Origin of the sequence: Bradyrhizobium sp. CCBAU 25360 (genome assembly GCF_028128695.1) — a bacterium.
Classification (GTDB): Bacteria; Pseudomonadota; Alphaproteobacteria; order Rhizobiales; family Xanthobacteraceae; genus Bradyrhizobium; species Bradyrhizobium ottawaense.
The window spans coordinates 1-18,987 of the sequence record NZ_LBJA01000045.1 but is presented as its reverse complement, the minus strand read 5'-3'; the positions used below and the strand labels follow the sequence as shown (position 1 = coordinate 18,987).

General features: G+C 60.7%; 12 protein-coding genes and 2 pseudogenes. 6 read left to right on the top strand and 8 right to left on the bottom strand.

All coding sequences use genetic code 11. From position 1 onward, the window contains the following. Window positions 1-803: 803 nt before the first annotated feature. Window positions 804-5,273: a LuxR C-terminal-related transcriptional regulator gene (locus XH81_RS34185; RefSeq protein ID WP_152103147.1), complete on the bottom strand. Its 4,470-nt coding sequence runs from the start codon at window positions 5,271-5,273 to the stop codon at window positions 804-806. Window positions 5,274-6,099: 826 nt separating this feature from the next. On the opposite strand from XH81_RS34185, the gene XH81_RS34180 reads away from it, so the two are divergent. Together XH81_RS34180 and XH81_RS34175 are read left to right on the top strand one after the other, a co-directional pair. Next, window positions 6,100-6,891: a Crp/Fnr family transcriptional regulator gene (locus tag XH81_RS34180; protein WP_038971042.1), complete on the top strand. Its 792-nt coding sequence runs from the start codon at window positions 6,100-6,102 to the stop codon at window positions 6,889-6,891. 186 nt (window positions 6,892-7,077) lie between these two features. Continuing rightward, window positions 7,078-7,383, top strand: a complete 306-nt coding sequence (locus XH81_RS34175) for a hypothetical protein (protein ID WP_028145365.1) — start codon at window positions 7,078-7,080, stop codon at window positions 7,381-7,383. Between the two features lie 92 nt (window positions 7,384-7,475). Here the strand turns inward: XH81_RS34175 and XH81_RS34170 are convergent. Next, a pseudogene (locus tag XH81_RS34170) lies at window positions 7,476-7,760 on the bottom strand (hypothetical protein); the annotation flags it as partial. 638 nt (window positions 7,761-8,398) lie between these two features. After that, window positions 8,399-9,088 (bottom strand): LuxR C-terminal-related transcriptional regulator, encoded by a 690-nt coding sequence (locus XH81_RS34160; protein WP_049801681.1) that lies wholly within the window; start codon window positions 9,086-9,088, stop codon window positions 8,399-8,401. Between the two features lie 959 nt (window positions 9,089-10,047). On the opposite strand from XH81_RS34160, the gene XH81_RS34155 reads away from it, so the two are divergent. Then, window positions 10,048-10,392: an H-NS histone family protein gene (locus XH81_RS34155; protein WP_028145368.1), complete on the top strand. Its 345-nt coding sequence runs from the start codon at window positions 10,048-10,050 to the stop codon at window positions 10,390-10,392. Window positions 10,393-10,430: 38 nt separating this feature from the next. Here the strand turns inward: XH81_RS34155 and XH81_RS34150 are convergent, their stop codons facing one another. Beyond that, on the bottom strand, window positions 10,431-10,652 hold the full coding sequence (locus tag XH81_RS34150) for a hypothetical protein (RefSeq protein ID WP_028145369.1): 222 nt from the start codon (window positions 10,650-10,652) through the stop codon (window positions 10,431-10,433). 278 nt (window positions 10,653-10,930) lie between these two features. Between XH81_RS34150 and XH81_RS34145 the strand changes: the two genes are divergently transcribed. The 3 genes from XH81_RS34145 (at window position 10,931) to XH81_RS34135 (ending at window position 13,873) form a co-directional block, all read left to right on the top strand. Continuing rightward, a complete protein-coding gene (locus tag XH81_RS34145; protein ID WP_080670318.1) occupies window positions 10,931-11,770 on the top strand; it encodes a 2OG-Fe(II) oxygenase in 840 nt (279 codons plus the stop codon). Window positions 11,771-11,906: 136 nt separating this feature from the next. After that, on the top strand, window positions 11,907-12,875 hold the full coding sequence (locus tag XH81_RS34140) for a hypothetical protein (protein ID WP_049801686.1): 969 nt from the start codon (window positions 11,907-11,909) through the stop codon (window positions 12,873-12,875). After that, window positions 12,872-13,873 (top strand): methionyl-tRNA formyltransferase, encoded by a 1,002-nt coding sequence (locus XH81_RS34135; protein WP_028145371.1) that lies wholly within the window; start codon window positions 12,872-12,874, stop codon window positions 13,871-13,873. The genes XH81_RS34140 and XH81_RS34135 overlap by 4 nt, the downstream gene beginning before the upstream one ends. A gap of 48 nt (window positions 13,874-13,921) precedes the next feature. On the opposite strand, the gene XH81_RS34130 is transcribed toward XH81_RS34135, so the two are convergent. The 4 genes and pseudogenes from XH81_RS34130 to XH81_RS34115 all read right to left on the bottom strand — a co-directional run. Next, window positions 13,922-14,497, bottom strand: a complete 576-nt coding sequence (locus XH81_RS34130; protein ID WP_162832238.1) for a transglutaminase-like cysteine peptidase — start codon at window positions 14,495-14,497, stop codon at window positions 13,922-13,924. Window positions 14,498-15,189: 692 nt separating this feature from the next. Next, window positions 15,190-16,506 (bottom strand): HlyD family type I secretion periplasmic adaptor subunit, encoded by a 1,317-nt coding sequence (locus tag XH81_RS34125; protein WP_028145374.1) that lies wholly within the window; start codon window positions 16,504-16,506, stop codon window positions 15,190-15,192. Then, complete coding sequence (locus XH81_RS34120) at window positions 16,503-18,206, bottom strand: type I secretion system permease/ATPase (RefSeq protein ID WP_049801687.1); 1,704 nt, start codon at window positions 18,204-18,206, stop codon at window positions 16,503-16,505. The genes XH81_RS34125 and XH81_RS34120 overlap by 4 nt, the downstream gene beginning before the upstream one ends. A 325-nt stretch (window positions 18,207-18,531) precedes the next feature. After that, window positions 18,532-18,987 (bottom strand): annotated as a pseudogene (locus XH81_RS34115) (Ig-like domain-containing protein); the annotation flags it as partial.

Genomic DNA, 18,987 nt, shown 5'->3' with positions numbered 1-18,987 from the left:
GCCCCGTAACCGGGTCCGGCGCCTCACAACACCGGCTCGACCGAAAGTGCGGTCTCGCACACGCGCGGCGGTTGCGCACAGCAGGTCACGATTGCGCGGAAGGCTTACGGTGATTGAGCTAATGTTGCCACTCGCATTCACCCCACGGAATGAGCTGCGACAACCGCGGCCGTGCTCTTCAAAACGTACGCTCACACAAATGATCATGAGTGGATTTTTATGGATCCTCTCGGTGCACACGCCGCGCACACGCAGCCGTCTAACCAATTGAAAAACTTGAATTCTCGGTCCGATCCATCATGGGGGCCACGGAAAACAAAGACCCCTAAGATTCAACGGCTTCGCCCCAGGTATCCGATGGAGTGAGCATAAAAAGCGGCCTCTCTCAGCTATCCGGCTAAAGATAAACATCCATCGCCCAAGCAGAACGGTCCGTTCAACCATTGATCCGAGAACTCAATGACTGTGAACCGACGGGCTCAAATTTGGACACGCTACATCGATCAATAGATCTGTCTGAGTCGCTCCATAGGGGGTAACGGCGCGTAAGAATTGACGTCAGAAGGTCGCGCCGCCTTCCGGCTCGTGCGTTGCAAGGGAGCTCACCGCCATCTTCGCGGACGATGCGATAGCCGATCCAGGCCAAGCCCCGTGCTGCCCTCGCCGATCTGCTTGGTCGTAAAGAACGGCTCGAAGAAGCCGCTGATGTGATACCTATCGATTCCCGGGCCGTTACTCGAAATTCGCGGAGCCGCAAGGACGGTGGATGCGGAGGGCTCCCACATCTGTAACGATGGGACGCTTCAAATCAGCAAGTCATGAGGCGCGGGTACAACGGCGTGATGCGGAACGTTATGAACGGGGGCGACCGCGTGTTCGTCCAGTGCATCAGGGATCGATTTGCCGATGGTGTGGAGGTCCACTTCCTGACCAGGCGGAACGTGCCGACCTGGCGGGCCATCAAGCTCAACTACCGCGCCGAATGTGGGAGGAGTCGCATAGCTATCGAAGCGAAACGCCAATTCCGCACCCCCAATCTCGAAGGCAACTTTAGCCGGCTGTACGGGGTCCAACGCGGTTGCAGCAGGTTGCGCAGCCTGCGGCCAGTTTCCGGAGTCACCGCCATTTGCGACGCTCGGTTTGACCATCTCAGCTGCTTCGGGTGCGTCTTTAGAGCCATGTAAATCGTGCTCGGAGTTGCCATGCTCCACGACGGTCGGTTCTTCCCCGGCTGACGCTGCCGCAACATCCAAGACCGGAGCTTGATGCTCGGCGCCATTTCCCGGCGCGAAGCCAGCCTCAGTCAACTCTGTGGCTGCCGCCTTTGCAGGGCCTGGTTTTGAAACGTGCTGTGAGTCACCGCGGCCCTCGCTACCGGCCGTTGCGACGCTTGGCTCATCGAGCTCAGCTGCTTCAGGTGCGTCTGCAAGAGTTGAGTGCCCCGAATTGCCGCGTTCCACGCCATCTGCGTCTGCCGTCTTCGCCGAACCCGGCGAAGCATCCGAAGCCGGGAAATGATGCTCGTTGTCGTTACCGAAGCTGTGTCCTTGCACAGAACCAGATTCAGTCAGCTCTGTGGCTGCCGCCTTTGCAGGCCCGTGCTGTGAGTCACCGCGGCCCTCGCTACCGGCCGTTGCGACGCTTGGCTCATCGAGCTCAGCTGCTTCAGGTGCGTCTGCAAGAGTTGAGTGCCCCGAATGGCCGCGTTCCACACCATCGGCGTCTGCCGTCTTCGCCGAACCCGGCGAAGCATCCGAAGGCGGAAAATGATGCTCGTTGTCGTTACCGAGACTGTGCCCTTGCGTAGAACCAGCTTCAGTCAACTCTGTGACTGCCGCCTTTGCAGACCCTGGCTCTGAATTGTGCTGTGAATTATCGCGGCCCGCGCTACCGAGGCCAGGCTCAGGGTCGGCTGCTTCCGGTGGTTTTGCAGAGGTTGAGTGCCCCGAATTGCCGCGTTCCAAGCCATCTGCGTCTGCCGTCTTCGCCGAACCTGGCGAAGCATCCGAAGCGGGGGAATGATGCTCGTTGTCACTGCCGGCGCCATTTCCCCGTATGAAGCCAGCTTCAGTCAATTCCGGTGGCTTCGAAGCGTGCTGGGAGTTACCGCCCGCGCTACCGGCCTTTGCGACGCCTGGCTCACCGGGGTCGGCTGCTTCCGGTGGCTTTGCAGAGGTTGAGTGCCCCGAATTACCGTGTTCCACGCCATCGGCTTCTGCCGTCTTCGCTGCCCCTCGCGAAGCCTCCGAAGCGGGGGAATGATGCTCGTTGTCATTGCCGGCGCCATTTCCCCGTATGAAGCCAGCTTCAGTCAATTCCGGTGGCTTCGAAGCGTGCTGGGAGTTACCGCCCGCGCTACCGGCCTTTGCGACGCCTGGCTCGCCGGGGTCGGCTGCTTCCGGTGGCTTTGCAGAGGTTGAGTGCCCCGAATTACCGTGTTCCACGCCATCGGCTTCTGCCGTCTTCGCAGCCCCTCGCGAAACCTCCGAAGCGGGGGGATGATGCTCGTTGTCATTGCCGACGCCATTTCCCCGTATGAAGCCAGCTTCAGTCGGCTCCGGGGGCTTCGAAGCGTGCTGGGAGTTACCGCCCGCGCTACCGGCCTTTGCGACGCCTGGCTCACCGGGGGCGGCTGCTTCCGTTGGCTTTGCAGAGGTTGAGTGCCCCGAATTGCCGTGTTCCACACCATCGGCTTCTGCCGTCTTCGCTGCCTCTCGCGAAGCCTCCGAAGCGGGCGGATGATGCTCGTTGTCATTGCCGACGCCATTTCCCCGTATGAAGCCAGCTTCAGTCAATTCCGGTGGCTTCGAAGCGTGCTGGGAGTTACCGCCCGCGCTACCGGCCTTTGCGACGCCTGGCTCACCGGGGTCGGCTGCTTCCGGTGGCTTTCCAGAGGTTGAGTGCCCCGAATTGCCGTGTTCCACACCATCGGCTTCTGCTGACTTCGCTGCCCCTCGCGAAGCCCCCGAAGCGGCGGGATGATTCTCGTTGTCATTGCCGACGCCATTCCCCTGCATGAAGCCGGCTTCAGTCGATTCCGCTGCCGCCTTTGCAGACCCTGGCTCCGAAGCGTGCTGTGAGTTATCGCCCGCTGCGCTGCTAGAGCCAGCCCCCCCATTGATCGGCTCATTCTTCGATGTGAGATTTTCAACTGCCGTGACCGTCGCGCTATGAGCAAGCGCGATCGGTGATACATGAGCCGACCCGCCGGACCCACCATCGCTCTCATCCGTTGTAGCCACCGAATCGCTAGTGAAGGTTCTGGACCTTGTCGCTCCCCCCGAGCCGGTCCGAGCCTGCCCGAATCCGAACGTCAAGCCGTTGTCGGTCAGAGTGCTCCAAACTGCCGCGCTCCCGAGCGCGCTCTCGCTCGTCCCGATAACTGTATGGGCACTATCCGCACTCAGAACAGCTTCGGTTGCGGTCGCCGATGTCAGCGCTTCGAGCTGATCCAGGGTGATCGCGACAGCCGCGCCTTCCGGCTGGCCGACGAAATCCGACTCCGCAATGGAGACAATCCCCTGCAGATGGATTTCCAGCAGGCCCCGGTCTCCGACATCGAGACTCCGATCAGTCGGATTCACGTACACGATCGTTTCGTTGGTTGCGGGATTGTAGATCCAGGCGAGGGTATGCGGCGGTATGGACTTGCTTGCTGCTGTCATATGGAGCCAGGCAAGCGCTCCGAAAGCCGCAAGATTGATCCGGCTCGATCCAGATGCGAAATCGAAGCCAGAGTGGGAAGAGGTCGAATTGGAATCGATCGGGGAGCGATAAACAACGTTTTCGCCAACGTCGCCGCCCATCCGTTGATCGCGGCCATCTCCGCCAATACCGGCATCGCGACCCGAGCCCGGTGAGCCATGGGGTTCTTGCAGGTTGTGGTCCGCAGCACCATGACTCATTTGGTTCGAAGCGCCTTCGCCCGCGACGCGTTCGTTGCCGGTGGTCACAAGCGCGGCAGGCAGGCGCAAATCGTGCAAAGGGAAAGCCGGGGGAAAGCCGTCTACATCATTGGTATCGGCATCGGTTATCGAGGCCAGTTTTGTAGTCGCATTCTCGCCGGTGACCACCACGAAGCTGTCGATCGGCGCTTTGCCCGGGTCATGCGATTGCACGGCAAGATGGGGGTCGTTCAGTGCGTAGATCAACGCACCGGTTAGAGTGGCGAAGGTGCCATACCCTCCGTGAATCGACGTCGGAGTGGAAGCAAGCCGCGGGAATTGATGTTCAGAGGTCGGGTCTCCAACGATCTGTGTGTCGCTGGTGCCCCGCAGTAATGGCGTAGGAAGATTGGGCGTGCTCGATCCAACCGGGCCGTGGTCCTTCCACGTTTTCGAGCCTGCGGATTGCTCTGCCGGGCTCAGCGCTCCTAGTGCCTCCGCCGGGTTCGTGACCAGGCTCGCCTTGGCAAAGAAGTCCCTCTGGGTTGACGTCTCGCCGGATTCCCAGGCCACGAGGTGTCGGAGAATAGCTCTCTTCCAGGGCTCATATTCGGCATGCTCTCCCGCGCGACCGACGCTGTCGTCGTCCGGATCCACGTCGTTCGCTTCCGACGCCTTGAGTTCGTCCGCAATTGCGAACGCCAGAAACGCCAGCGCAAGCAGGCCGAAGCCGGACGGTCGCTGCAACAACGCGAGGGTAGCGAGCACAGTTCTGTTGGTAATTTCAAGCTTCTGAAATATGTTGTATAGGTGTACTTTGACTGTCCCTGGGGAAACGTTTAGCTGGCGCGCAATCTCCTTGTTTGACATTCCTTCTGAGACTAGTCGTACAATTTGAAGTTCCCGGTGCGTCAATAGCTCCAGCATCGTTTCCACTTTGCCGCCGCCGTCAGCTGCCTGGCCGGCTGGCAAGAGATCGGATTGCTCGCGCGACACGCTGCGCTCCGTCATCAGGCGCAGTAATCGCAGCATAGTGTCCGAGGAAGCATGCTTCGAGATTACGCTGGAGGCGCCAGCAGCAATAGCGGCGGCTAGATCGTGATCTGCTTCGGATTCGGTAAACAACACCAAGCGCGTGGAGAGATTCTCAGCTTTCGCAATCGCGAGGATCTCGGGGACCGTCAGATCTGGCAGGTTGTCAGCAACAAGCGTGACGTCGGGTGTCAGATTCCGAATTGCTTCGAGACACCTTGTCCCATCGCTGCACGATGCGACAACGTCGAAGTCCTGCTGTGCCCCGAGTACCGACTTCAGCCCCTGTAGAACGATCGGTTGTCGATCTACGATCAGAAGCCGGATCCGTCTCTGCTTCACAGATACGTCTAACATGGACTGTGCCTCGGCCCGGCCATCTATGTACTTCGGCATATGGCCGAGGCCAAGCGGGATTATTAAAATACAATTAATAGAATAGGGAAAGAGGCTTAGCTGGCTAAAAATGACTTAAAATCGCAAGCTTTTAAGGCATTTAGGTGATAAATATATCATTTGACCCGATGGCCAGTGCGATTTACCGCGCGGGCGACATCGAGGCGATCGTGGAAATGTATGCCGAAGGTGCCGTGGTTCGCTGCGGCTGCGGGGGCGTCAAGACCATTACCGGCAACGAGGCACTTCGTGCCTATCGGATTGATCGCCTCCGAGAATATCCGGCGGGCACGTTGGACGATCTCAATCCCTGGCACGAGGGGGTCATTATCTCGTACGACCCTGGCGCGATCCAAGCCCGCGTTGGGTCACGTGTTGGCCTTGCGGGGCAAGGCCGGCGTTCCCGCGGACGCGTCGTTGCGTGCCACTCGTTAGCGAAAGCATGTCGAAGGACGATACGCCTCCAGCAGAGTGAGACTGCCAACTCGTCGATGTTAAGGAGGCTTCCCAGCTTACTGCACCGCCAATGCGGCGCGAGCGCGTGAAGGCGCTGGAGACTCGGCTTCAGCTTGAAGCGATGCCGCCCCAACTCGTCTTCAACACGGATACTAGCGGGCCATATACCTACGACGCGGCATGCGATTGTCGGGCCACCCCGTACTCGCCATTGATCATGGGAACCATGTCTGTGGTGGTCGGTTGGCTTGCTGTTGAGCTGGAACGCCGCAGAGCAGCTCGACACATCGGCATGAGTTCTAGTGCCGAGTATCCGTCGGGAGCCAATCCCATGATGGACCATGCGACTAGAATTGAAAATCGTTTGTTAGCAGCGTTGCCGCCAGCGGATTTTGCTTTGCTCGCGCCTCATCTCCGGAAAGTCGCGATCGAACGCAATTCCGTGCTCATCCGATCGGGCGATCGGATCGAACATCTTCTCTTCCCCCTCAGCGGCGCCATCGCCGCGATCACGGAGCTGCCGAACGGGCAAACAGTTGCCACGGCGATCATCGGGCGCGAGGGCGCCGTGGGTTTGACGTCAGCGTTTGGCGCATCCGCCGCGCCTGCGACCGCGGTCGCCCGCCTATCCGGGGCAGCGCTGCAGATCTCACCTGCGCAATTCCTGGCAGCCCAACATCGCAGCCCCGCAATCGCATCCATGGTGCAGGTCTTCACGATGTCGTTGTTGACGCAACTCCAGCACGTGGCGGCCTGCAATGCACTGCATTCCGTCGAAGCGCGCTTAGCGCGCTGGCTCCTTCACATCCATGATCGTGCGAATGAAGGTGACCTGCTCCCGCTGACGCAAGAAACATTGTCGGAGTTGCTCGGCGTTCGCCGCACCACGGTCACGCATGTCGTGTGCACAATGCGCGCGTCAAGAGCGCTGAAATCCAGTCGGCGCGGCCAGCTCGAGATTGATCGGCCGCGGCTCGAAGCCGTGGCATGCGAGTGCTACAAGGTCATGAGCCGCAGAATCGATCGGATAGTCTCGCACGGCGCGGTCGGGCTCATCCCTGGGGCTCCAGCGCGCCCCCCCTCCCGCTCGCCCGGTAGCCGAATAGCCAAGACAGGCTCGTAGGCCGGTTCGCTTTCGCGAACCATCCGCACGCACCCTTCCGGTCGTCCATTCGCTTTGGGACGCTCGTTACACCGCGATTTATTGCAACCGACCAGCACGGGCATGAGCTTCGCCTGTGCGAAGCTGGAACGACCGCCCGCGGTCTGAGCTCGGGCATGGGGGACTGTCCGCCTTGCACAGCTTGCGTTGACGATTCTCTTCTCGACCTACCCGGTCTCTGAGCTTCTCGAGTTCTGCGAGCCGGGCGACAAGCGCTTCGAGACGCTCTCGAAGAAGGGCCGCAGGACTCTCCGCTCGAATGCGGGTATTCATGACACGCCTCCTGATCGAGCCTCCGGGGAGGCCGCTCGGCTGGCCAGATATGCCTTCGGCCTCGCGTTTGGCCTGTCGGAGCACAAGGCCCAGCCTGGCTTGGCCGCACAGCAGCCCATAGGTCTCCTTCATGGGCTGAGAAGATCTTACGGGCTGGATTGGGTTGCGCTGGAAATCTGAGTACTAGCTCCAGGGCAATCGGCCTTGCGCTTTTCCTCGTTCTCTTCGTCTGCGCAATCGACCCCACCATTTGCACTTGGAATTCCAGAGCCGCCGCCGGTTGCGAAGGGCCCTTTTGCATTGCCTCCGCCAGCACCGGCCCCGCCGCTACCGCCAGCCCCGCCGGATGCCCCTCCGGCATGAGAAGATCCGGCAGAGCGACCACCAGGTGTTCCCCCACCCCCTGATGATCCGCCGCTGGAACTCCCCGGCCCTGCCGCGGACGAGCGATCATTGTCAAAGAACGACTGCCCGCTGTCGCTTTGCTTCGCCCCGTGCAGGCCGCCCGAACGTGCAATGGCTTTTGAGGTCAGGGAGGTGGACAGAAGCAGCGTCATGACAGGGGGCGTCACGGCTGCAAATCTTCCGCAGGTCTTCAAAAACGCCCGCCGGTCGTCATCTTCGTTGCCGTCCCGGGTCACGATGCGTCCTCCTCGATTTAAAACGACGTTTACATTATTATATATTAAATATAGATTTTCAACCAAGAATTTTCTTTGTCCGGTGAGAGGTTACTGAACGTGCGCGACCCGGACAGAAAGCCGGCGATTTCCCGTGCTTCTCCCGGTTTTTTGCGGCGCACTGTCTCGGGGCATCAATTTGAGTTGCGCCCGAGCATTTAATTTAGTTAACTTGAATTTAACTAACGGGCGCGGGCTCGGCTACAATGGATCATTGCGATGCCACTGCAATTCTATCGGTCCGTCCGGGACATGGAGATCTGGAGTGCGAGCAGCCACGGCTTCTCGTTCGTGATCAGTTTCGGAAGCCCGGGAGGTCCAGGCTTTCACGGCCGCTCCGGCTACCTGGCGAGTTGGCGTCCGCTCCACAATAACCAAGCCGCAATCAAGATTGGCGGCTCGCCCTTTCGAACGTTGGCCGAGGCCGAGGGGGCCTGCCTCAACATGATTGAGCATCTGGCACCGCGATAGGCCGCCCCTCGCGCATACTGCCGAAGACGCGCCAGACGTACCCCTCAGTTCGCGCTGGCTGGATCCTGACGCAACAGACCAAGGGAATCCGGCTCATCTGGCGCTGCATGCAGCTCGCTTCGCGAGATCGCCAATGCCGCGAGAACCGTACGATTGCTGATTTCCAGCTTCTGGAAGATATGATGAAGGTGGACCTTGATCGTACCGTCGGCGAGATTCAACCGACGCCCAATCTCCTTGTTCGATAGCCCCTCCGATACGAGCCGCATGATCTGCCGCTCCCGGTCAGTTAGCTGTGTCAAAGGCTTCACACTGGCCAGGGGGGCCTCGCTGACGTGCCCGTTGTTCGGCGAAGCCGCAGCTTGGCCCTGGGCAGCTTTCCGCAGGGTTGCGACCAGCATCTCCGCATCCGAATCCTTCGAGAGGACGATGCAGGCGCCGTTCAAGGCCGACCTTTGTAACTCACTGTCGGCCGTAATACCGGTGAAGAAGATAATCGGAGCACGTGGGCCGACGGCGTTCGCACGAGCGAGCATCTGCTGTCGACTGAAGTCGGGCAGTGCAGCATCGACAAGCGCTACGTCCGGCGCAAGAAATCGAATTGCCTCGATACAGCTCGCGCCATCGCTGCAGGAAGCAACGACGACAAAATCACGCTGCGTCGCAAGAACGCTCCTAATCCCTTGCAAGACGATCGGGTGTCGATCAGCGATGACAATTCTGATGCGGCGCATGCTTCCCTTGCCTGTTGCTAACAACCCCTCTTGCAGCCGTTTAATCCACCCTCCTTCTGAGACGCGGGAGTTATATCCAGTCAGCTCCGTCAATAACGTCGCAGGGTCCTAGTCTGAGACGGCACCTTGCGGCAACGCTCGATGGCTTACACTATCGTAACTCGCCCAGAGAATGCGTGCAGCACCGTAAGAATGCGGTGCTCAACGCAAAATTCGAAACCGCGGTTTTTTGCGAGGATAATGACATTCCATCCACAATTTTTGATGGCATCGGACTGAAAATTCACGCCAAGAATGTCATCGGCCCACTGATCGGGCGGGCGTGCCATGATGGTCAACATCCAATTAACTTAGTTAGAGCCGGATATTACCAACGATATATAGGGACATTCACGATTCAAATCTAACATTCGACGAAGTTTCACTGAAGCGAGGCCGTTCATGAAGCCTAGCTCCGGGAAGGAAGGAGGGAAAGTATTACTATTCATCAAAGCAACGGCTGGTAATCAAGGACAGAACAAGGCTGCGATTGATCGTAGCCCGTGTAGCACCGACGGAAGTCCCAGTTACCGCGCTTGAGGCCAGATTTCGTTAATTCAGCAATTTTTCAATTATTGGCACGGATTCGTCGTCGGCAATGAGTAGGTGGTCACATGTATTCTTCGGCAGTTTTGCGTCAAACACATAAGGCCCTCATCGTTCAATTCACAGAATTGCAGAACTTACGTAATCGCGTGTTGAAAGCAGAGGAGCGATTGCTCGCGCCCAAGCGACGGGCTTACGGACGGAGGGGGCTCAGGAGGCGACCGCCCGGTCGGAGATACAGTCTTAACCGCTAGCACCAAGTACTGCGCTGCACACAAGCGCCGCCGCGCGCCCGGATCGCGCTTGCCCAACCCTGCCATGACCTGATAATGCCCCCTCCTGTTTCGGTTCGGAAGTAGCTGGGGACGGCTTCCATGGGGAAAAGTGACTGGGTCGACTTGACCACAGCCGAGCTGTGGGGGCTTTACGATGAGGTGACGACCGTTCTCAGTCGCAGGATGACCGCGGAAAAGATCAAGCTTGAAGAGCGGCTGCGCAAGATTGAGGGGACCGCCGTTTCGTCCCCGAACGGGGAACGTCCGCGCCGCCCCTACCCGCCGGTGCTGCCGAAATACCAGAACCCGAAAGACCCGTCCGAAACCTGGTCCGGCCGCGGCAAACAGCCCCGCTGGCTGAAAGCGCAGCTGCGCGCCGGCAAGAAGCTGACCGATCTCCTGATCGACCGCTCGTCCGCACAAAGACGCCGCCGGACCGGCTGAGCCCAGCCGCACCGCGACGGCCCATTGGACCGCAGAATTTACCGATTGTCGTCCTGTTTCCCGTTGGGGGTGCCGTCACCGCCGCCATTGCCGAAGCCATTGTTGCCACGCACAATACGGCCGCCTGAACTGGCTATTGCGGCCGAGGTCAGGGAGGTGGAGAGCAACAGGGTCACTGTCGGAGGGGTAACAGCGGCGAATTTTCCGCAGGTCTTCAAGAACTCACGACGATCATCGCCTTCCGCGTCGAATTGGGTCATCGGCTCGTCCTGCTGTATTCCAGCCCAATCCTCAAGGTAGACCCAAAATCGTCGACCCTCAAATTAAATAAGTTAATCGCTGATTTGAATTCCGCGACTGGAGATCACGATTGCGTTGCCGGCGGCGCCCGGAGATTGAACTCTCCGGTGCAACAGAGCCCAACATTCAGCTCACGGTTTATTTTGACATTTAATCCAAAGCCAATTAATAATAACATTTAATTTGCAGGCGGACTTGGGGGCCCTGACTCCAAGCGCTGCAGCCGGAGTCTGCGGAATTGCATGTTGATTTCCAGCTTCACTCGTTGAGCGGCCTCCTTGCGCGAGCCAGCTCCCTGCGCGCCGAATACGCAGCTGCAAGACCTTGGCCGCACGTTGTCCTCAACGATGCCTTTCCCGAGAAGCTGTTGGACATGGTCGCGGCCGAATGCGCCGCCCTCCCGGAAGCCCGCCTGATTACCACGACTACCGATCGCCTGGTCAAGCAGGAGGTATCGGACGGACTGGGGCCGGCCACTCAGCATCTGCTGAGCCTAGTGGACAGTGCCGGCTTTCGAGCATTCATTTCGGCAGTCACCGGCGTTCGAGATCTTCATTCCGATCCGACGCACAAATTTGCGGGAGTTCATCGAACGCCCCCAGGAGGCTTCACGAAGATTCACCGCGATTTCGAGGTTCACCCGACGACCGGGCTGTTCCACCGGGTCAATCTGCTCATCTATCTCAATCGGGATTGGCCCGAAGCTTACGGCGGCAGCCTCGAATTGTGGCCTGCGGACATGTCGGCGCTCGGATGCCGCATCTTTCCCCGGTTCAACACCGTGATCCTCTGGGAGACGCACGGTGCCACTCTCCACGGCCTTCCGGATCCGGTCTCCTGTCCCCCCGGTCGAATGCGCCTTTCCGTCGCATCCTATTACTACACGACGACGCGCCGTGTCGTCGCATCGGGCGAACGCCGCGTGCGGTATTGGGCAGCGCGACCCGGCGAAGATCCGGGGATCGAGCAAATGAGCTGGCAGGATCACGTGCGCGCGCTCCTACCCGATCCGCTCCACAACGTGCTCCGGGCGGCACGCGATTGGATATCCAGAGCGCACCGGTCGAGAACACCATGAAGCCGGCGTCTTCCAGCGGCAACAGCGGGACCCATCAATGACCGCGACCGGAACCTCAGTCGCGCAATTGCGATCTGATGCGGATAAGAGAGCACTTCGCAGGCCAGGCTTTTCACCTGCTCGACTGCGAATGCTGATGAAACGCGCCCTCGCTGAAACGGGACTGGACATGTCGGGAATGACTGTGCTGACCGAAGCCGCGACTGGCGCTTATGCCGTCACCCCAGTCTTGGCTGCAATGGCCGGAGCCAAGCAGGTCTACGCATTCACGAAACCTGGCCGCCATGGGACTGTGACAGATGCCAAACGAGAGACGTTCGAGATCGCAGCCACCCTAGACGTCGCTGACCGCATCGAGATTCTGGAAAAGATCAGCCCCGAGGTGCTTCACAGCGTCGACATCGTGACCAACAGTGGCCACCTCCGTCCGCTTACAGCTGCGCTGATCGACCAGCTGCGCGGCGACGCCGTGATTGCCTTGATGTTCGAGGCCTGGGAGTTTCGTCGCGAGGACTTGGATATCGAAGCGTGCGCGCGACGCAAAATCCGGGTGGTCGGCGTCAACGAGCGACACCCCGCCATCGACGTCTTCTCATTCCTTGGCCCGCTCGCCGTGAAGCAGTTGCACGATTGCGGGCTGGCGGTTCTCGGTAACAAAATCGCCCTGCTCTGCGACAACGACTTCCTTGCCCCCCTGCTCACCGGGCTGACGAACCTGGGGGCGAACGTCGAGACGTTCGACAGTGTTGCGGCAGTCCATCCTGGCGCATGGGAGGCCTTCGTGGTCGCGTTGCAGCCAACGGACTCGCCGCGCATCGGCCGGGCGGAGGCTGCGCATCTGGCCGCGTGCGCGCCCGACGGCGCCGTTGTAGTGCAGTTCTGGGGCGACGTCGATCGAGCCGTGCTAGCCGCCAATGGTCTTGCGGTCTGGCCCCCACAATCAGTCGGACAGGGCCATATGGGCATTCTGCTGTCGGAGATCGGCCCCGAGCCGATCATACGATTGCAGACCGGCGGCTTGCGCGCGGCCGAGTGGGTCCGCCGGGGCGGTGCCGTCACAGAGGACGGTTTCGCCCAGCTTGTACCATGGCCGGAGGTGACATGACGGAGCAGCCGCAGCCCGATGTCGTACTCCTCGCGGACGGACCGACGGGCTTCGCAGCGCTTCGCTCGTTGGCTGCGCACTGCCGCGTGGTCCAGATATTCCGGAGAACGGACCAGCCCGACGCGAGCGCGTTGAAGGCATTTGCCAACAACCGCGGCATCCCGGTCGCGGCAATGCAGGACCTGAACCAGCTTCAGAAAATGATCGCAGAGCTGCGCCCGGCGGCCGTTGTGATCTCTTCGTTCGATCGGATCATCCCGCCGCAGATTCTCGCATTGTGTCGCTTCGTCAACGTGCACTATTCGCTTCTGCCGCATTATCGCGGCCGTGCCAACGTCAATTGGGCAATCATCAACGGCGAGACGACCGCCGGGATCAGCATTCACCTCGTCATCCCGGAACTTGATGGCGGCAATCTGCTGTTTCAGCAGGCCATTCCGATCGGCGCGAATGACACGGTCACCTCGCTCTACGAGCGCCTCAACGCGATTCAGGAACGTGAGCTCGGCGGGGTCGTCGTACGAGCGATCACCGGCTACCAAGGCACTTCTCAAGATACCGACAATGCCTCCTATGGCTGCGCCCGTGTTCCGGAAGATGGAGAGATCGACTGGTGCCAGCCTACCGACACCATCGATCGGCTGATCCGCGGCCTGACACCGCCATTTCCAGGTGCCTTCAGCCACCTTGACGGGCAGCGGCTCATCATCACCAACGCGTCGCCGCGGCTTGATGCTCCCTGCTATATTGGCCGCGTACCAGGCCGGATCGTGGGACGGTCACCTTCCGAGGGCTGGGTGGATGTGCTGACAGGCGACGGCGTCCTGCGCATGTTCAGCGTCCTTCCTCCCAACTCCGAGCGACCATGTGCTGCCGCTTCTGCCATCGGATCGACGCGCGCCACCCTGGGGCTGTCGCGCCTCGATCTTCTTCGCCGGATCGTCGCGCTTGAAGACAGGCTCGCTACGCTCGAGCGGCTCAAATGCGCTCACGAGTAAACGCAAACGCTCTGGCCAAGGAAGGCTCAGGGCTTTCGTGCCAGTGCCTCATACCCCCTCTCGTCCAATCGTGACCCACAGCCCGTCACGGCCCGGGCTTTGCACGCGAACCCAGCGATAGGGCGTCCGCGACCAGGGCTTAACCTGTGGCGTGAGATTGTCGAGGACGAGATCGCCGCTCCTGGTACGCATGAGGAGCACCAGATGATGTTCACCGGAACTGACGACGACTTCGCTCAATAGCAGGACACGCGCCGGCCAGCCGCGCCGAAGCAACTCGTGGCGCTTGCTCACCGCGTAATCGTTGCAATCGCCACGCGCGGGATTAATGGTCCACGCCTCGCCCGCAAGGCCGAGCTCGTTGCGGGCGGGCTCAATCGCCAGATTGACCGCGCGATTGACCTCCCGCAACTCCGCCCATCGCTTCTCGGTCAACCGGATCGGCCCGCCGCGGAAGAAGCGCCGCGGGCGGCATTCGGCCTGATAGCGCAGGCAAAACGCGGTGTAAGTGAGGGGGGGAAGAGCCGGACGCCCCAGCTCGATGCGCGCAGGGTCCGCTTGGGGGGCCCTCGGCACGGCCGGCAATGCCGCACCCGCCCATTGAACGCCCCCGATGATGATCATGATGGCTGTCGCGACGATCGAGCCTGAGGTTCGTTGCACCTGCCGCTCTCCTGCAAATGCCAAATCGACGCGGGCCGCGGCACGACCCAGCCGAACGCTGCAGGCCGCGATCCGTCATTATTTAAATTAACTATTATAATTTAATTTGCAAGATTAAACAGAATTAATATCTGCATTTAAACCGCGACGGACACGACCAGGGCCGGCGACGCTTGCAAGCGAGGAACTCGGATGGATGGAGAAGCCCCGATCAGACAGGCCCTCTTCATCCGGGCCACGCGAAGTGCAATCACAGGCGACAGGCGTGGCCGCCCCAGAGCGAGACGGACGGATTCGGACCGAACATTATTTTATTGATTTAATTGGTCGCCATGCTCAAATCGCAAGAACAGCCCTCGCAGGCCGGACCGATTTCATATGCCAATTGAGCTGCTCGTCATTGTGGGAGCCGAAGCTTCAATACTCGGCTTCGTCGTCGCGATGGCCCTGCGCGCCAAGCGGATGGACGTGCTGAGCGGGCGATCGCTTGAACAACCCGTGATCTCAGCGCGGCACGACAGGCACGCGCCCCCGCCGATCGGTCGGCGAGCGCGCGATCTGCTGCGGGGGTGGGCGCAGAGACGCTGACGCCCATGTGTAGGGCGCCAGCCCGCGTGCGTTTCGTCAAGCGCTGCCTACGGCTTGCACCGAGCTCAGCGCTCCTTGAATGCACGCTCCGCCTGATCGTGCAGGGGCTTGAGCAGATAGGATAGCGCGGTCCGACCAGCCGTCTTGATGAAGACCTCGACCGGCATTCCTGGCAGCAGCTTGGCGGAGCCGAGCTTCGCCAGCTCCTCGGGCTTCAGCAGGATACGGCCCGTGTAATAACTCGTGCCGGCGCGCTGATCCTGCGTGATATCTGCCGAGACCATGCTGACCTCGCCGTCGATTTCGGGCGTGGTCTTCTGGTTGAACGCTGCAAAGCGCATCGTCGCGGTCTGCCCCACATAAACTTGGTCGATATCCTTCGGTGGGATCTTGACCTCGATCGCAAGCGAGTCCGCATCAGGAACGATCAGCATGATTTGCTCGCCGGGAGAGATCACGCCTCCGACCGTGTGGACGCTGAGTTCATGGACGCGGCCGGACTGTGGCGCCCTGATATCGATCCGATGCAATTGATCGACCGCCGCAGTCTTGCGCTCGCCCAGTTCGGAGAGTTTTGAGCGCGTTTCAATCAGGTCCTTGCCGACTTCCGTCCGCAGGTCCTGGTCGATCTGAATGCTCTGGAGGCCGATTTCGGAGATCTTGCCTTTCGATTGCGCAATCATGCCTGCCAACTGGCTGCGCTCGCCTTCGATGCGTGCGGAGTCGCGCTCGAGGGAATTGAGCCGCGTGATCGGCACCAGATTCTTTTGCCAGAGGCTACGCACGCCCTCCAGTTCCTGGCGGATAAATTCGACTTCCTTCTGCTTGGCCTCGGTCTGCCCCGTATAGCCCTTGATCTCGTTCTCCAGCTGCGCGCTTTTTTCCTGCAACTGCGCTTTTTGGCCGCTCCTTGCCTGACGGCGGAGGTCGAACAGCTTCCGCTCCGCAGCGATTGCACGGCTCGCCTCAGAATTGTTCTCCTTGGCTCGGTCGAGCAGCACCTTGGGAAACACGACCTGCTCGGCACCATCGCGCTCGGCCTCGAGCCGGGACTGGCGCGCGAGCAGCTCATCGATGCTGTTCGTGACGATCGTCGCATTGGCGAGCGTCTGAGTCTCGTCGAGGCGGATCAAAACGTCGCCTGCATTGACCCGATCGCCCTGGCGCACGCGCAACTCACCCACGATCCCACCCGTGGAGTGCTGAACCTTCTTGACGCTCGAATCCACGACGACGACACCCTGGGCGATCACCGCGCCCGACAATTGGCTCGTTGTCGCCCAACCGCCGATTCCAAAAGTCACCAGACCCAACATGATCATACCGACGATCATGTAACGCTGGATGGATTGCATCGCCGGCGCTACCAGCTGGCCGTTCATCGGTTGCCTCCTTGAGCTTCCGCGACCACCTTGAGCGGCACGGGATTTCGCAAGACCTTCTTGAGGACCTCCTCCCTCTTGCCGAAGGACTGAACCCTGCCTTCCCCGAGGCACAAGACATGATCGACGGCTTCAAGCGCCTTCGGACGATGGGCGATCACGACGGCGATCCCGCCGCGACGGCGCACGTTCAGGATCGCCTCGGTCAGCGCCTCCTCGCCCTCGGCGTCGAGATTGGAGGAGGGTTCATCCAGCACCACGAGGAATGGTTTGCCGTAGAAGGCGCGGGCGAGCCCGATGCGCTGCCGCTGCCCCGCCGACAGTGCCACCCCCCCCTCGCCGATCTTCGTGCCGTAGCCCTCCGGAAACGAGAGGATGAGATCGTGCGCGCCCGCGGCATGCGCGGCCTCCAGAACAGCGGCGGCGGTCGCCTGCGGATCGAACCGCGCGATGTTCATCGCAACGCTGCCGTCGAACAATTCCACGTCCTGAGGCATGTACCCGATGTGCTTGCCGAGGGCGTCAGAAGACCAGTGGTCGAGTGCGGCGTTGTCCAGCCGTATCCGGCCTCGAATGCCCGGCCATACCCCAACCAGCGCACGTGCCAGCGTCGATTTGCCGGATCCGCTCGGCCCAATGATTCCAACCGCCTGCCCGCGCCGCAATTGGAACGACACGTCATTGACGGTAGGCCGCTCCGAGTTCGGAGCGCCGATAAAGAGATTCTCGACCGAGAGAGCGTCAACAGGAGGAGGCAATTCCAGCCGTTCTTCCTCGCTGGGGAGAAGCTTCAGCAAAGCATTAAGCCGTTGTCCCGACTGCCGCGCAGCGACGAACCCTTTCCAGTTCGCAATGGCCAGTTCGACGGGCGCCAACGCCCGCGCGCTGAGGATCGATCCGGCGATGATGATGCCGGCCGTCGATTCCTGGTTGATGACAAGGACTGCGCCAACGGCAAGAACCAGCGACTGCAGGATTGCCCTGAAGATCTTGGAGGCGCCTCCGAGGCTGTTGGCTACATCGCTGGCCCGCTCATGAGCCGCGAGGTACTTCGCGTTGACATCGCGCCACCGCAACGCCGCCTGCTGCCGCATGCCCATGGCCTGCAGAACCTCTGCATTTCGTCGACCCTCGAGCGCGAGTGCCGTTCGCGAGACCGCGAGGCGCGAGGACGCCTTTGCCGGCCCGCGCGTCCTGGTTTCCGTGAGCATGGTAATGCCGATCAACACCAACGCGCCGGCCAGCGCAGTGACGCCAATCCAGAAGTGAAAGAGGAAGCAAACGCCGAGATAGATCGGCATCCAGGGTAGATCGAAGAGCGCCGTCGGCCCGCCGCTCGAAAGAAAGCTGCGGACCTGATCAAGATCCCGCACCGGCTGCAAGCCGTCGCCATCGGCCCTGGTCTTCAAGGGCAAGCGGACAAGCGCGTCGAAAATGCGAATGCCGAGCCGTTCATCAAAGTACCGGCCGACCCGCGCGCTGATCCTGCTTCTGACGAAGTCGAGCCCACCTTGAAACAGGTAGAGGACCGCGGCCAGGACCAGCAAGGCAATCAGCGTCGGTATGCTGCGCCCGGGCAGCACCCGATCATAGACTTGCAGCATGAAGAATGAGCCGGTGAGCATGAGGAGATTGCTCATCCCGCTAAAGGCCGCGAGCGCCCAGAATATCCGGCCGCACGACCGCAGAAATGCCGACATCTCTGAGTGCGGCTCCTCGTAGTCCTCCGCCGACCGGAAACGGCCGACGAATATCCGTTGCCGAAGGGCTTCAACCACGCGCCTTGCCCAGCCGACGAGCCGCGATGTCGGCGCTTCGGCCTCGTCCGCCAGCCGGCGCCCGGCCGACCATAGGCCTGACAAATGCATAATGGGGATTCGATAAAGATTCGCAGGCGGGGGAAACACCCCCCGCCGTCCAACGTCAGTCATGACACCTGCCCTTTAATGATGCCTTTGTCGGGGGATCCCCAAGCGATCCCCCGAGGCAGTTGTTGAGTATCAGCTTGTGCGGCTGACCCGTATCCTACGCGAAGTGGAAGTCGTGGCTGTTCAGCTTGTCGAGCTGCGTGTTCTTCAGCGTGAGGGTGTCACTCCCCGTCGCGATCACGACGTCGTGGCCTGACTGGGCCGCGTGGGAGAGAACGCTCGCAAAGCTGTCGAACACGCTCTTGCTGAACTCGATCGTGTCGTGAGCAGGTCCGCGGGCCGCGAAGTCCTTGATGACGTCCTGGCCGAAGTTGGACGCAAACTGGAACGTATCCGCACCCGCCTTGCCCACCATGACGTCGTTGCCGGTGGTGCCGGTCAGCGTATCGCTGCGGCCCGAGCCGACCATCGCCGCGCCCGAGCTGGTGCCGACCACGTGACCTGTGGTGTCGACCTGTTCCGCGGTGAAGGCATGAGACTTGCCCGACAGGTCGGAGGTCTGGAAGCTCCACTTGCCGTCGGCTCCCGTGGTCACCGAACCGACCGAGGTCGT

Excerpts from the sequence above, each read along its gene's own strand:
- XH81_RS34180 (WP_038971042.1), top strand. The coding sequence starts at position 6,100 with ATGATGGACCATGCGACTAGAATTGAAAATCGTTTGTTAGCAGCGTTG.
- XH81_RS34135 (WP_028145371.1), top strand. The coding sequence starts at position 12,872 with ATGACGGAGCAGCCGCAGCCCGATGTCGTACTCCTCGCGGACGGACCG.
- XH81_RS34160 (WP_049801681.1), bottom strand. The coding sequence starts at position 9,088 with ATGCGCCGCATCAGAATTGTCATCGCTGATCGACACCCGATCGTCTTG.
- XH81_RS34185 (WP_152103147.1), bottom strand. The coding sequence starts at position 5,273 with ATGTTAGACGTATCTGTGAAGCAGAGACGGATCCGGCTTCTGATCGTA.
- XH81_RS34140 (WP_049801686.1), top strand. The coding sequence starts at position 11,907 with ATGAAACGCGCCCTCGCTGAAACGGGACTGGACATGTCGGGAATGACT.
- XH81_RS34120 (WP_049801687.1), bottom strand. The coding sequence starts at position 18,206 with ATGTCGGCATTTCTGCGGTCGTGCGGCCGGATATTCTGGGCGCTCGCG.
- XH81_RS34150 (WP_028145369.1), bottom strand. The coding sequence starts at position 10,652 with ATGACCCAATTCGACGCGGAAGGCGATGATCGTCGTGAGTTCTTGAAG.
- XH81_RS34130 (WP_162832238.1), bottom strand. The coding sequence starts at position 14,497 with ATGATCATCATCGGGGGCGTTCAATGGGCGGGTGCGGCATTGCCGGCC.
- XH81_RS34155 (WP_028145368.1), top strand. The coding sequence starts at position 10,048 with ATGGGGAAAAGTGACTGGGTCGACTTGACCACAGCCGAGCTGTGGGGG.
- XH81_RS34125 (WP_028145374.1), bottom strand. The coding sequence starts at position 16,506 with ATGAACGGCCAGCTGGTAGCGCCGGCGATGCAATCCATCCAGCGTTAC.